Below are 12,889 nucleotides of genomic sequence, written 5' to 3'. Positions count from 1 at the left end.
CAGGCACTAAGAATAAGCTTCCTTTTTAATTTCCCGCCCTCCTGCAAAATATGCCACCAATGCAGATGTGAGGCACAAAACAAGGATCGGTAAGAGATAGGTGGTCCAGTCAGGAACATAGGCCAGTTCAAAGCCTGACAACCACACATGGAGTAAGAAAGAGGATACAGGCAAGCCCACCGCCATCCCAAAAAGAATGTACACCCAATATCCGCGCAAACCATATTCCAGCAAATGGATAAAGGGAGCCGCCATTAAGGAGCGGATAAAAATATGTTTTTGATGATATTGAACCACAAAGGCCGCCATGCCAATTTTCCCAAATATGGTTAATACAAGGGCCAGCAGGGAAAACATGGTAGCGATGTTGGCAAACCTTCTCTCTTCAGAATAAAAATCAGCTTTTATTTCTGACAAGTATTTTAATTTAATGGCCCGATCGGGGACCTCATTCTTCCAAACCCTGTTTAATTCTTCAACGCCCTTTTCCAAGGTTCCGGAATTAAAACCAACGATAAGGTGTTCAGCCCTGTTGGAAGCAGATTCCTGGAGAAATATCATGGGGCGCACCGCTTCCTTAACCCCGGCAAAAGCGAGATCCTCTATAACCCCGGCCACAGTATACATGTACGGTTCCTCGGTACTGCGCCCCCCCACCAATTCCAGTGTCAGTTGTTCATTTTTATCGTAACCCAGAAACCGGGCTGCCGCAGCATTGATAACCACCTGGGCCTTATCTGAATCGGTTTCAGCCTCCCAAACCCCGCCTTTAACAAACGTCACATCCATCGCATCAAAATATCCGGAATCCACATAATTGACGGCCAATAAAACCACCTGTGAACTATCACCGGAAGACCTGAAAGAAATAACACTGGGATCATCCCCGGGTGCATACTCAGCCATTCCTATGGCATTTACATGCTCGCTGGATTTCAGCTCAGACTTGACATTCCGCAATCCTTCACGATCCATGGATCCCCATTCCAAAACCACCGCATCCTGATCATCAAAACCATGGGGGGCATCTTCCAAAAATCGCCATTGCCCATACATCCCCAGACTTAAAACAATCAAACTTATGGAAAGAATCACCTGAAAGGAGACAAGCAGTCCCCGCATAACAACCCCCCATTTCTTCACTTTCATCACCCCATTAATGGCCAGATGCGGCTTTAGTCCGCTAAAAAACAGTGCCGGATAACTCCCTGATAAAACACCCAGCAGCATGGTGATAACCAATATCCAAATAGTATCGGGCTGCTGAATAAATCCGGTAGAGGTCATTCCAATGCCAAACACAGTGTTAAAACCAGGCAGTAACAATTCCACCAACACCAGGGCCACAAACAAGGCAACGAAAGAATACACCACGGCCTCTGTCAGAAACTGATAAACCAAAAAACGACGACCGGCTCCAAAATACTTCCTGACCGCCACCTCCTTAAACCTTCGGGAGGCTTTGGCTGTCGTCAGATTCATAAAATTGATGGCCGTTATAAGCAAAATAAAAAAAGCAATGGCTGTAAAGAAGGCAATATAGTCCGGATTGGCCACCGGCCCCATCTCATTATCGACCTGAGAATACAGATGGATGTCATGAATGGGCTGAATGCCAAAATTTAAGTAGATGCGTCCGGGAGACTGGTCTGCCTCCTTGAAAGAGGCTACAATTTGTGCATCTACCTTTTGAACGGCGTCTATGGACAACTGATGGAGCACCTCAGAAGGAGCCGCCGTATCCCTGGATTTGAAATAGGTGTAGGAGTTAAGGTATAACCAGTTGTCCAACATACCGGCCTGCGGCAAGGTACGATCCTTACGCATCCGGTTTTCAACCTGAAGCCAGTTTCCAATAAAATCAAATCTCATATGAGAATTGGCCGGAACGTCCTCCACCATGGCCGTAACTATGTATTCCAGACCATTTTCCAGTGTCAGCTTCTCCCCAAGGGGATTGCGCTGCCCAAATAACCTTTGGGCAGCAGAAAAAGTGATGACCACCGAATTACTATCCTTCAAAGCATTCTCCGGCTCTCCCAGAAGAAAGGGCATCTCAAAAATGTCAAAAAAATCCGTATCGGCATAAAAGAAATAAGATTCCAGGGATTTAAGATAGTCGCTGGATACCAATTTACGATTACCGGGTACCAGCCGTGTAGCAGTCGCCACCCCTTCCTGCTCCCTTAAAACATCACTTAAGGGGAGTGGTGTTACGGCACTTCGTATTTTATCTTCACCGATTTCACCATAAGAATACACCCGGTATATGCTTTCTGAATTCTCCCAGTGACGATCATAATTGGCTTCATAGTAAACATATATCAACACCAACAAACTCATGGCGATCCCTATGGACAATCCCAAAAGCGTCAGTAAAGAGAAACCACTGTGTAAAAGAATGGTCCTGAAAAATGTTTTAATGAAATTCAAAAATCGCATGAGCTTTATCCGTTACATTCTTCTCAATTTCCTTTCTGCCCCATATCCGTCACCACATGACCATCAAACAACTGAATAATCCGTTGTGTTTTTTGGGCATCCTGCATGGAGTTGGTAAAAATCACCACCGTGGTCCCGGTTTCATTGACAGCAGACAATAATTCCAGAATCTCATTCCCGCCAGTGGAATTTAAATTCCCGGTAGGTTCGTCCGCCAGCAATAAAGATGGATTAAAAACCGTGGCTCTGGCCAGGGCTGTCACCTGTTGCTGGAGTCCGGTCAGTTGCCTGGGAAAACTTTTGCGAATATGATCCAGTTTAAAGCGGAACAAGGATTCCATAACCATCTCCTTTCTCTGTTTACGCGATAAACTCATATACAGCAAGGGCAGTTCAACATTTTCGGCCACCGTTAATTCATCCACCAAATTAAACTGCCTGAATACGTATCCGATATGTCCGCGTCTAAGCTTAATCCGGTATCTGTCACTTAATACGCTTACCTCTCTCCCTCTGAAAAACAATTCTCCCTGGTCCGGCTGTTCCAGCAGGCCCAAAATATTAAAGAGTGTAGATTTTCCGCTTCCTGAAGGACCTGCTATGGCCACATATTCCCCATCGCCAATATCAATATTGACGTTGATAAGCACCGGTGTTTCCACCTCATGACTCCTGTAGCCTTTTACTAAATTCCTGGTATGAATCATATGAAAATGTTCAAAATCGTACACCTTATGTCCGTTTCCGGACATATTTTTCATCAACTTAGGGCCTTTCCCTTGTTCGCATTCATTTTCAAAAATAAATATATCCGGACGATTATCAATACCTTAAGAACAAATACCACTCCATCGGGCAGGCATAATAATCATTTACGGCCTGATTTATGCCTAAATTGAAATCAGAAACCATGCCACCCAACACACAGCTCTGGTTTATAGCCCATTATAAAACACTGTACGTCATCGAACAGTATTTTGTCAAAAAAACTATATTTTTTTGTAAATTTGAAAAAAAGAGACCGAATTATGGCGGAAAAAAATGGACGAATTCTGGCAGTGGATGACAATGCGGACATCCTTTTTGCATTAAAGATGCTATTAAAACCACACTTTGAGGTCATCCGGACAGAAACCAATCCCGAACGTATACCTCAACATATGTCCGAAGAAGATTTTGATGTCATTCTGTTGGACATGAATTTTAATAAGGATGCCATCAGTGGAAAGGAAGGTTTTAACTGGTTGGATAAAATTCTGGAGATTGATCCCGGGGCGATTGTCCTCTTTATAACCGCCTATGGCGATGTTGAAAAATCGGTCAGAGCCATCAAGGCCGGTGCCACCGATTTTATCATTAAACCCTGGCAAAACGAAAAGTTGTTGGCCACTATTTGGTCGGCCATGAAATTAAAAAAATCTCAAAAGGAAGTATCCAGTTTGCGCGAAAGACAAAAGGAGATCAATACCATAATGGATCAGCCTTTTGCCGATTTCATTGGTGTTAGCCCCGGCATGCAAAGGGTCTTCAAAACCATTCAAAAAGTAGCCGGAACCGATGCCAATGTACTGATTCTGGGAGAAAACGGGACCGGGAAAGAATTGGTAGCCCGCGCTCTGCACCGCTATTCGCTGCGCAAAGACGAAACCTTTATCAGTGTGGATTTGGGTGCACTCAGTGAATCGCTGTTTGAAAGCGAATTATTTGGACACATGAAAGGGGCTTTTACAGATGCCAAAGCCGATCGTCCGGGACGCTTTGAGCTCGCCTCCGGTGGCACCCTGTTTCTGGATGAAATTGGCAATCTCTCCCTACCCTTACAAGCCAAACTGTTGACCGTTCTTGAGCGACGGGAAGTCACACGGGTAGGGGCCAACAAACCCACCCCTATTGACATACGTCTGATAAGTGCCACCAATATGGGCATTAAGCAAATGGCTGCCGAAGGCGGGTTCAGACAAGACCTTCTGTACCGCATCAACACCGTAGAAATTGACATTCCTCTTGCGGGAAAGACCGTGAAGACATACCCTTACTGGCCCAACACTTTCTGAAGATTTATGCAAAAAAATACAACAGCCAGGTATCAAAACTGAGTCCTTCGGTTATCAAAAAACTAACGACCTACCCATGGCCGGGAAACGTCAGAGAATTTCAGCATGTCATTGAAAGAACCATCATCATGAGCGACAGCTCTACGCTTTCAGAGCACGATTTTCAGTTGAGCGCCCAGGGACAAATGAACGATGGCTTTGACCTGGACACTTACAATCTGGATGAAGTGGAAAGAATCATTATTGAAAAGGTATTGAAAAATAACCGGGGCAATGTATCAAAGGCGGCCTCTGAACTAGGCCTTACCAGAACATCTCTCTACAGAAGACTTGAAAAACATGGCCTTTAACAGTTTTCGATTCAATCTTATTGTCAGAATCCTTCTTTTGACAACCACGCTGTTTGTCTTTGTTTATTTGCTGGTCAACACACAGCTGGCCTTTACGATGGTGCTTCTGGCGGCTTTGGCCCTGGTTCAAATCATATTACTGGTAAAGCATGTGGACAAAACCAACCGCTTGCTTAACAGTTTTGTGCAATCCATTCGCTATTCGGACTTCTCCCGCACCTTTCAGGTGGAAAGCACCGACTCGTCTCTCAACAAACTAAAAACAACGCTCAATGAGGTCATCCAGGACTTCCAGACGGTGCGGGCGGAAAAGGAGGAAAGCTACCATTATCTACAGACGGTCATTCAGCACATCGGCATTGCATTAATAGCCTACCAGCGGGACGGATCCGTGGAACTGATCAACAATGCCACCAAAAAGCTTTTCAAATCAGGAACATGAACAATGTCCAGGTGCTTACCGAATATAGTCCGGACCTTGTTCAAAAATTACTGACCATCAAACATGGCGAAAATGTGTTGGTTAAAATAAGAGAGAAAGACGATTTGCTGCAGCTATCCATTTATGGCACTGAATTCAAAATTCATAACCGCAACATCATGCTGGTTTCCATAAAAAACATTCAGCATGAATTGGATGAAAAAGAGATGGAATCGTGGCAAAAACTGATTCGCGTGTTGACCCATGAAATAATGAATTCCATAACCCCCATTTCGTCTTTATCTTCCACGGTAAATCTGCTGATGGATGACATTGTTTCGTCGCTGAATGAAAAAGAGGGTTGCCATCATGAAATGGAAGATTTACAGGAGATTAGCAGTGCCTTAAAAACGATCCATAAACGGACAGAGGGACTCATCCATTTTGTCAATACCTATCGCAATCTTACACGCATCCCCACCCCGAATTTTACCATCTTCCCGGTCATTCGCCTACTTAAGAATGTTTGCGAATTGCACCAGAGTGAAATGGATGCCAAAAACATTCGCTGTGAAGTTTCTGTTGAACCGGCCTCTCTGGAATTATCGGCCGACGAACAGTTGATCGAGCAGGTGCTGATTAACCTGATCAAAAATGCCATTCACGCCCTTGAAAACCGCACCAAAGGTGTCATAAGCTTAAAAGCATTCTTAAATAAAAGAGGGAAGATCACCATTCAGGTGACCGACAATGGTCCGGGTATTCTGCCGGAAGTATTGGATAAAATATTTATCCCTTTCTTTTCTACAAAACCACAGGGATCCGGCATTGGACTGAGCTTGTCCCGACAAATTCTCAGACTGCATGATGGCAACATCAATGCCTTCTCAGAAGCTGAAAAGGAAACCAAATTTGTTCTGACTTTCTAGTCTGCATCTTCGGCCGGAGCAGGGGCCTCCAAACTATTCAAACGATTGAACATCACAGCCAGATGCGCATACAGAGAGGTGTTTTGTACAACAATGCCCTCGGGTACGGCTATGCGAACGGGGGTAAAGTTCCAGATGGCTTTTATACCATTGGCAATCATCATATGCGCCACTTCCTGAGCGTTGGCAGCCGGAACGGTTAAAATACCAATACGTGTACCATGTTCCTGCTTCTTCAGAAACTCATCCACATGGGCTATGGAAACGCCACCAATGGAGTGTCCGATTACCGGTGGATTCACATCAAAAGCAGAAACAATTTTTAAGCCATATTGCACCAATCCGTGATCGTGTAGTAAAGCCGTACCCAGACTACCCGCACCAAACAAGTAGGCTTCATCCATAACCCGGAACCCCAGAAAATCTTCCAAAGCATTGATCAGGGGCTCCACTTCATAGCCGACACGGGTCTTACCTGTAATGCCGGTGTAGGACAAATCCTTGGTCACCTGCGTTGGATCCACCCCATTATCACGGGCAATCAATGTAGAAGAGACATACTGGCTCCCTTTATGGTGTTCCAGTTTAAGGTAAGCCAAATAACACGGCATCCGACGCAGGGCCGGCTCCGGAACAAGCGTACTTTTCTTTTTAATGTTGTTACCTGCCTCCATGTTTTCTGTTGGGTTTAATAACCAATTAACACAAAAATAATAAGAATTTTAATTAAAGAAACCATTCTTTAATTACATTGTCCAACTTCTTGAGGTATTTTTCTCAGTTTAAAACTGATATGACATAGAGCTAAAAAAAAAGACCACCAGCGGTGGTCTTTCGTTAAGGTGGGCGCTAACGGATTCGAACCGCTGACCCTCTGGGTGTAAACCAGATGCTCTGAACCAACTGAGCTAAGCGCCCTTAATACTTCGGCAATTATTGTCTATTCTCTTATCAGGTGGGCGCTAACGGATTCGAACCGCTGACCCTCTGGGTGTAAACCAGATGCTCTGAACCAACTGAGCTAAGCGCCCTGATTGCTTTTCTCAAAAGCGATGCAAATATAGAAGAGTTTTGGACAACAGCCAAATATTTTCTCACAATTAAACCACCTCTGCCACTACAAAAGTGCTTCCCCCTATGAATATCAAATCATTATCTCCGGCATTTTTTTGTGCGGCCCGCCAGGCCTCCGGCACATTGGCAAATATTTGGCCGGATAAACCATGAACAAGGGCCTTTTTTTGTAATAATTCGGGGTCCAGACTACGTGGGATATTGGCCCTGGTAAAATAGTACCGGGCATGCGTCGGCAATAAGGCCAAAATCGGGTCGACCTCTTTGTCGCTGACCATCCCCAAAACAAAATGCAAGCAATTAAATTCCAGGGCTTTAATCTGCTCAACAATCATCCGCATACCATCTTCATTATGGCCTGTATCGCATATGGTTAGAGGCTGTGATGACAAAATCTGCCACCTGCCCCGGAGCCCCGTATTGGCGACAACTCCGGCCATCCCGGATCTCAGATGCATCTCGCTGATTTCAAATCCCTGCCTTACCAATTCTTCCACGGATGCCAAAACGGTCCGCAGATTTTCAAGTTGATAGTTTCCCGGCAAAGGCAGCACCAAATCATCCATAAAAACATGACCATTTTTCAAAACCCGCACCGAAAGAGCATGGGCACCCTGATTCATCAAAAGGACCGAAAGCGCTTCATCTGCCATCAAGAGAGGGGCTTTCATTGCCCGGGCTTTTTCCTCAAAAACCGGTCGTGTTTCCTGCTGGCGCCTGCCTATCACTACGGGTGTGTCCTTTTTAATAATACCCGCCTTTTCAGCAGCAATCAATGGCAAAGTGGGGCCCAGCAAAGCCGTATGATCCAGACCAATATTGGTAATGATACTTAAAACAGGGTCCACAATATTGGTAGAATCCAATCGGCCGCCCAGGCCGGTCTCAATCACTGCCACCTCCACCCTTTCACGGGAAAAATAATCAAAGGCCATAGCCACGGTCATCTCAAAAAAAGAGGGTGCTATTTCTGTGATCACCGCTTGATTTTGCATCACAAAATCAACCACCTTCTCTTGTGGAATCATCCCACCGTCTATCCGAATGCGCTCTCTGAAATCGACCAGATGCGGAGAAGTGTAGAGGCCTGTCCGGTATCCGGCCGACTGTAACACAGAAGCCAGCATGTGCGACACGGACCCTTTCCCATTTGTTCCGGCCACATGAATACTTTTAAAAGCTCTGTGCGGATGCCCAAACCACTCATCCAACCGCCAGGTATTGTCCAGATTATCCTTATAAGCAGCCGAACCGCTTCGTTGATACATGGGTAAACGGGTAAATAAAAAATCGATCGCTTCTGAATAGGTCATAATTTCCTGCAACTTATTTCCGTGCAAAAATGAGAAATAAGCCGGATAATTAATATATTTAAATGATAAATATGCTTGGCATTAACCTTAATAAACACTTAAAACCTACATCTATGACCGCCAGAAAAAAAAGCACAGCAAAAATCTTCATTCTCGACACCAATGTCATACTCCACGACCACAAATGCCTCGATAACTTTGAGGACAACGACCTCATCCTGCCGATTACGGTCCTCGAAGAATTGGACAAGTTTAAAAAGGGGAGCGATCAAATCAATTTTCAGGCACGCGAATTTGTCCGCATTATGGACAAACTGGCCGGGGAACAACTCTTCTCTGAAGGCGTACCCCTAGGTAAAGACAAAGGCCGGCTGTTTATTGCCACCGGCAAACCTTTCCCAACCGTGATGGAAGAATCGTTTTCTGACAAAACACCGGATCACCGCATTCTGTCCATTGCGCTTTTCATTCACGAAAAATTTAAAGAGCGTACGGTCATCCTGATATCAAAAGACATCAACCTCAGAATGAAAGCCAAATCACTTGGCCTGAAAACCGAGGACTATGAAAACGACAAAGTCAAAAACATTGAAATATTGTACAAAGGGGTAGAGACCTTCGATGATTTTGATCCGGAGGTGATTGACCTGCTCTATAAAACCGGCGCCATACCGCGTGCCAAGTTCCCCATGAATCCGGCGGATACACCGGCCAACCAGTATTTTATTCTGCGCAACAACAACCAAAGTGTGCTGATTTGGTGTGACCACTTCACCGATACCATCCGAAGGGTGGAAAAACACACCGCCTTTGGCATTGAGCCGCGCAATGCGGAACAAACCTTTTCTCTCAATGCGCTCTTAAATCCCGACATCAAACTGGTGTCTTTATCAGGTAAAGCCGGAACCGGCAAAACACTTTTGGCGCTGGCTGCGGCCCTTCAGCAGAACAAAATGTATAAGCAGATATTGTTGGCCCGCCCCATTGTTCCGTTATCCAACCGCGACATTGGCTTTTTGCCGGGCGATGTCAAAGAAAAAATCGGCCCCTATATGTTGCCTTTGTTTGACAATCTATCCGTTATAAAAAACCGATTTGGCGCTCAAAGCAAAGAAATCAACGTTATAGAAGATATGCAGAAACGCGATGAACTGCTCATTACTCCTTTGGCCTACATCCGGGGCCGCAGCCTTTCAGACGCCTTCTTTATAGTGGATGAAGCACAAAACCTCACCCCGCACGAGGTAAAAACCATCATTACCCGGGCAGGAGAAGGGACTAAGATCATTTTTACAGGAGATGTCCACCAAATCGATTCTCCGTATTTGGATATGCAATCGAATGGATTGGCCTATCTCACGGACAAAATGAAAGGACAGGACATCTTTGCCCATGTGAATCTGATTAAAGGAGAACGCAGCTATCTGGCTGAGCTGGCCTCCAATCTGCTGTAAAAAACAAAAAACAGAAATATCAACAGGGCCGGTTGGCATACCGGCCCTGTTTCTTCCTCCCCCATTGATTCCTTTTTCCTATATTTGTGTTTCTATCATGGCCAAAAAACAAGTTCAAAATGAGTATGGATTATAAAGACATCTGCCTTAAAGTCGCGGAATTGAGCCAGGAAACCGGCAGAAACCTAAAAGCACTTCGCAACCAACAAACGCCTGAAGCGGAGAGCAAGGGCAAAAACGATTTTGTCACCCAATTTGACAAAGACACAGAAGCCAGGCTAATTACTGCTTTGTCGCAACTACTGCCCGATTCGGGCTTTATTGCTGAAGAAAACACCTCCGATAAAAAGGGCGCCACGCACAACTGGATCATCGACCCGATTGATGGCACCACCAATTTTATTCACGGACTATATCCCTGGTGCATTAGCATAGCCCTGATGGAAAATGAAGAGATGGTCGTAGGTGTGGTTTATGAAGCCGGTCTGGATGAATGCTTTTACGCCTGGAAAAACGGAGGGGCCTTTCTCAATCAGGAGAAAATCGCTGTATCGAACCGGCCTGCCATTGCCGACAGCCTCATTGCCACCGGGTTTCCCTATACCAATTTCAGTTTAATGGATCAGTTTATTGAGTCGCTCCATTTTTCATGAAAACAGTCACGGCATGCGCCGATTAGGCTCTGCAGCTGCTGATCTGGCTTATGTCGCGTGTGGGCGATGGATGCTTTTTATGAATATGACCTGAAACCCTGGGATGTGGCAGCCGGGGCTTTGATAATTCAGGAAGCAGGCGGAAAAATCAGCGATTTTCACGGAGGCAACAACTACCTGTATGGTCGGGAAATCATTGCGTCCAACAGCCTGGTTTTTGATGAATTCCTTACCAAGGTCAGTAAGTTTTTAAAATAGCCATGGCCAAATCCTCCCTCCGTAATGCCATCGGCTTTTATATGGGCTATCCCTTTTTATGGTTAGTGGGATGGTTGCCTTTATGGTTGCTCTATGGCGTATCCGATCTATTTTTCCTCATTGTGGCAGCCATCGGCTACCGGCGAAAAGTCATCACCGGCAATCTGAAAAATTCCTTTCCGGAAAAAAGCGACAAGGACATACAGAAAATACGTCTGCGCTTTTATCGGCATTTTTGCGACCTCTTTGTGGAAACTCTGGTCCTGCAACACGTCTCAGCCCAAAAGATTAAAAAGCGTGTAAAACTGGTCAATCTGGAAATACTCCAATCCCTCCTGAAAGAAGGGCACGATATTGTTGCCGTGTTGGGCCATTATGGCAATTGGGAATGGATACCGGTTACCAGTCTTTCCCTGGATGCCGCAGGACTATCCGTTTACCGGCCGCTAAAAAATGTGTATTTCGATCGCTTCATGCTTAGACTGAGAGGGATTTTCGGATCCCGAAACATCCCCTTAAAAGCCACAGCAAGGGAAATCATCCAATACAAACGCCGTCAACAACGATTTATTCTGGGACTCATCTCCGACCAAAGTCCGTCCAAGCATGAATTGCACTATTGGACCACCTTCTTAAATCAAAACACCCCCATCATTCTGGGACCTGAAAAAATGGCCAAACTGGCCAAAGCCAAAATCGTTTACTGGAAAATGGAAAAACGCAAAAGGGGCCACTACCAAATCACCTTCATCCCCTATGAAGCGACGTGGCAACCGCTCCGGAATTTGCCATAACCGAGTGGCAGGTCCGGCTGCTGGAACAGCAAATCATTGAGCAACCGGAGTACTGGCTTTGGTCACACAAAAGGTGGAAATACCAACATCTATACAAAAACAATCCCCAATGAAGATATCGGTCGTTATTCTCAACTGGAACACCTGTGCCCTCATTCAACAATTCTTACCCATAGTGGTAAAAAACTCAGAGGGTCCGGACGTTCAGGTGGTTGTGGCCGACAATGGCTCTACTGACCATTCCGTGGCATGGATAAAAGCCAACCATCCGGAAGTCCGGGTCATTGAATTGGGCCAAAACCTGGGTTTTGCCGGTGGATACAATAAGGCTTTATCTTTAATTAATAGCGACTTGTCCGTATTACTCAACTCAGATGCTGCCCCTGCCCCAATTGGTTGCCTCCCCTGATAGCCGCCATGGAACAAAACCCACAGGCGGCTGCCTGTGTACCAACCATCAAAGATTACAGTCAACCCGACTTTTTTGAATATGCAGCGCTGCCGGAGGCTTCATTGATCAATTTGGATACCCTTTTTGCAGAGGGCGCCTGTTCAGTCAGGCCGAAGAAGACAGCGGGCAATATCACCAACCCGGTTCCATTTTCTGGGGCAGCGGGGCTGCTTTGGTCGTCAGAACCCGTTTGTTTGTGACATCCGGCGGACTCGACACCGATTTTTTTGCCCATATGGAAGAAATCGATTGGTGCTGGCGGGTCAAAAACCAGGGGCACCAAATTCTCTATGTGCCGGAAAGTCAAATATTTCACATGGGCGGAGGCACCCTGAGTTATCAAAACCCCCATAAAACTTATCTGAACTTCAGAAACAATCTGTTTCTCATCCTGAAAAACCAGCCAGGCCATGGGGCTTATTTAACCATTGCCTTTCGTTTTCTGCTCGACTTTCTGGCCCTGCTCAACTTTGCAGCAAATAAAGAATGGAAAAACGCCCTGGCCGTTTCACGCGCCCACAGACAGTTTTTCCTCCAATTAAGAAGATACTATCTGAAACGAAAACGATTAATGCCCTTGGTGGTTCAAAAAGAACACCCTGAAACCTATCAAGGATCAGTCGTGTGGGATTTCTTTGCCAAAGGAAAAACCCGGTTTTCACAGCTCCGCTTTAATCCACGACGAACTGTGTAACC

At 45.5% G+C, this 12,889-nt stretch carries 14 protein-coding genes, 2 tRNA genes and 2 pseudogenes; 12 read left to right on the top strand and 6 right to left on the bottom strand.

Going from position 1 to position 12,889, the window contains the following annotated elements; all coding sequences use genetic code 11:
• Positions 1–6: 6 nt before the first annotated feature.
• Together JCM15548_RS01110 and JCM15548_RS01105 are read right to left on the bottom strand one after the other, a co-directional pair.
• Entirely contained in the window at positions 7–2,442 is a 2,436-nt protein-coding gene (locus tag JCM15548_RS01110) for an ABC transporter permease (protein ID WP_062122056.1), read from the bottom strand.
• A 23-nt stretch (positions 2,443–2,465) separates the two neighbouring features.
• Positions 2,466–3,149 carry an ABC transporter ATP-binding protein gene (locus tag JCM15548_RS01105; RefSeq protein ID WP_062122109.1) on the bottom strand — a complete coding sequence of 228 codons (684 nt, stop codon included), beginning with the start codon at positions 3,147–3,149 and terminating at the stop codon, positions 2,466–2,468.
• Between the two features lie 321 nt (positions 3,150–3,470).
• On the opposite strand from JCM15548_RS01105, the gene JCM15548_RS01100 reads away from it, so the two are divergent.
• From JCM15548_RS01100 to JCM15548_RS01095, 5 genes and pseudogenes are all read left to right on the top strand, one after another.
• Complete coding sequence (locus JCM15548_RS01100; protein WP_227625293.1) at positions 3,471–4,496, top strand: sigma-54-dependent transcriptional regulator; 1,026 nt, start codon at positions 3,471–3,473, stop codon at positions 4,494–4,496.
• Positions 4,469–4,621: pseudogene (locus tag JCM15548_RS26675) on the top strand (AAA-type ATPase lid domain-containing protein); the annotation flags it as partial. The gene JCM15548_RS01100 and the pseudogene JCM15548_RS26675, both read left to right, overlap by 28 nt.
• A gap of 3 nt (positions 4,622–4,624) precedes the next feature.
• Positions 4,625–4,846: a helix-turn-helix domain-containing protein gene (locus JCM15548_RS22515; RefSeq protein WP_227625292.1), complete on the top strand. Its 222-nt coding sequence runs from the start codon at positions 4,625–4,627 to the stop codon at positions 4,844–4,846.
• Entirely contained in the window at positions 4,836–5,288 is a 453-nt protein-coding gene (locus tag JCM15548_RS22510) for a hypothetical protein (protein ID WP_227625291.1), read from the top strand. Before JCM15548_RS22515 ends, JCM15548_RS22510 begins: the two co-directional genes overlap by 11 nt.
• Complete coding sequence (locus JCM15548_RS01095; RefSeq protein WP_227625290.1) at positions 5,285–6,196, top strand: sensor histidine kinase; 912 nt, start codon at positions 5,285–5,287, stop codon at positions 6,194–6,196. Before JCM15548_RS22510 ends, JCM15548_RS01095 begins: the two co-directional genes overlap by 4 nt.
• Here JCM15548_RS01095 and JCM15548_RS01090 read toward each other — a convergent pair.
• From JCM15548_RS01090 to JCM15548_RS01075, 4 genes are all read right to left on the bottom strand, one after another.
• On the bottom strand, positions 6,193–6,870 hold the full coding sequence (locus tag JCM15548_RS01090) for a redox-sensing transcriptional repressor Rex (protein ID WP_062122055.1): 678 nt from the start codon (positions 6,868–6,870) through the stop codon (positions 6,193–6,195). The genes JCM15548_RS01095 and JCM15548_RS01090 overlap by 4 nt on opposite strands.
• Before the next feature lie 169 nt (positions 6,871–7,039).
• Positions 7,040–7,114 (bottom strand) — tRNA-Val (locus JCM15548_RS01085).
• Positions 7,115–7,152: 38 nt separating this feature from the next.
• Positions 7,153–7,227, bottom strand: a tRNA-Val gene (locus JCM15548_RS01080).
• A 69-nt stretch (positions 7,228–7,296) separates the two neighbouring features.
• Positions 7,297–8,610: a bifunctional folylpolyglutamate synthase/dihydrofolate synthase gene (locus JCM15548_RS01075; RefSeq protein WP_227625289.1), complete on the bottom strand. Its 1,314-nt coding sequence runs from the start codon at positions 8,608–8,610 to the stop codon at positions 7,297–7,299.
• A gap of 86 nt (positions 8,611–8,696) precedes the next feature.
• Here JCM15548_RS01075 and JCM15548_RS01070 point away from each other — a divergent pair, with 86 nt between their 5' ends.
• The 7 genes and pseudogenes from JCM15548_RS01070 (at position 8,697) to JCM15548_RS22490 (ending at position 12,887) form a co-directional block, all read left to right on the top strand.
• Positions 8,697–10,037 (top strand): PhoH family protein, encoded by a 1,341-nt coding sequence (locus JCM15548_RS01070; RefSeq protein ID WP_062122054.1) that lies wholly within the window; start codon positions 8,697–8,699, stop codon positions 10,035–10,037.
• A 119-nt stretch (positions 10,038–10,156) separates the two neighbouring features.
• A pseudogene (locus JCM15548_RS01065) lies at positions 10,157–10,948 on the top strand (inositol monophosphatase family protein).
• Between the two features lie 2 nt (positions 10,949–10,950).
• Positions 10,951–11,742 (top strand): lysophospholipid acyltransferase family protein, encoded by a 792-nt coding sequence (locus JCM15548_RS01060; protein WP_262486838.1) that lies wholly within the window; start codon positions 10,951–10,953, stop codon positions 11,740–11,742.
• Positions 11,715–11,855, top strand: coding sequence for an LpxL/LpxP family acyltransferase (locus tag JCM15548_RS25925; protein WP_305047367.1), 141 nt, complete (start codon positions 11,715–11,717; stop codon positions 11,853–11,855). The genes JCM15548_RS01060 and JCM15548_RS25925 overlap by 28 nt, the downstream gene beginning before the upstream one ends.
• Positions 11,852–12,151 carry a glycosyltransferase family 2 protein gene (locus tag JCM15548_RS22500; RefSeq protein ID WP_227625287.1) on the top strand — a complete coding sequence of 100 codons (300 nt, stop codon included), beginning with the start codon at positions 11,852–11,854 and terminating at the stop codon, positions 12,149–12,151. Before JCM15548_RS25925 ends, JCM15548_RS22500 begins: the two co-directional genes overlap by 4 nt.
• 8 nt (positions 12,152–12,159) lie before the next feature.
• On the top strand, positions 12,160–12,393 hold the full coding sequence (locus JCM15548_RS22495) for a hypothetical protein (RefSeq protein ID WP_227625286.1): 234 nt from the start codon (positions 12,160–12,162) through the stop codon (positions 12,391–12,393).
• Positions 12,390–12,887 (top strand): glycosyltransferase family 2 protein, encoded by a 498-nt coding sequence (locus JCM15548_RS22490; protein WP_227625285.1) that lies wholly within the window; start codon positions 12,390–12,392, stop codon positions 12,885–12,887. The genes JCM15548_RS22495 and JCM15548_RS22490 overlap by 4 nt, the downstream gene beginning before the upstream one ends.
• The last annotated feature ends 2 nt before the right edge of the window (positions 12,888–12,889 follow it).

The sequence above is a fragment of the Geofilum rubicundum JCM 15548 genome, from assembly GCF_000974365.1.
GTDB classification, from domain to species: Bacteria; Bacteroidota; Bacteroidia; order Bacteroidales; family Marinilabiliaceae; genus Geofilum; species Geofilum rubicundum.
Note: the sequence above shows the minus strand (reverse complement) of the source record. Positions and strands in the feature narration are given on the sequence as shown.

Coding starts and splice junctions, on each gene's coding strand:
- JCM15548_RS22500 (WP_227625287.1), top strand. CDS start 11,852: ATGAAGATATCGGTCGTTATTCTCAACTGGAACACCTGTGCCCTCATT.
- JCM15548_RS22495 (WP_227625286.1), top strand. CDS start 12,160: ATGGAACAAAACCCACAGGCGGCTGCCTGTGTACCAACCATCAAAGAT.
- JCM15548_RS01090 (WP_062122055.1), bottom strand. CDS start 6,870: ATGGAGGCAGGTAACAACATTAAAAAGAAAAGTACGCTTGTTCCGGAG.
- JCM15548_RS01095 (WP_227625290.1), top strand. CDS start 5,285: ATGAACAATGTCCAGGTGCTTACCGAATATAGTCCGGACCTTGTTCAA.
- JCM15548_RS01110 (WP_062122056.1), bottom strand. CDS start 2,442: ATGCGATTTTTGAATTTCATTAAAACATTTTTCAGGACCATTCTTTTA.
- JCM15548_RS01070 (WP_062122054.1), top strand. CDS start 8,697: ATGACCGCCAGAAAAAAAAGCACAGCAAAAATCTTCATTCTCGACACC.
- JCM15548_RS22510 (WP_227625291.1), top strand. CDS start 4,836: ATGGCCTTTAACAGTTTTCGATTCAATCTTATTGTCAGAATCCTTCTT.
- JCM15548_RS01060 (WP_262486838.1), top strand. CDS start 10,951: ATGGCCAAATCCTCCCTCCGTAATGCCATCGGCTTTTATATGGGCTAT.
- JCM15548_RS22515 (WP_227625292.1), top strand. CDS start 4,625: ATGAGCGACAGCTCTACGCTTTCAGAGCACGATTTTCAGTTGAGCGCC.
- JCM15548_RS01105 (WP_062122109.1), bottom strand. CDS start 3,149: ATGATTCATACCAGGAATTTAGTAAAAGGCTACAGGAGTCATGAGGTG.
- JCM15548_RS01100 (WP_227625293.1), top strand. CDS start 3,471: ATGGCGGAAAAAAATGGACGAATTCTGGCAGTGGATGACAATGCGGAC.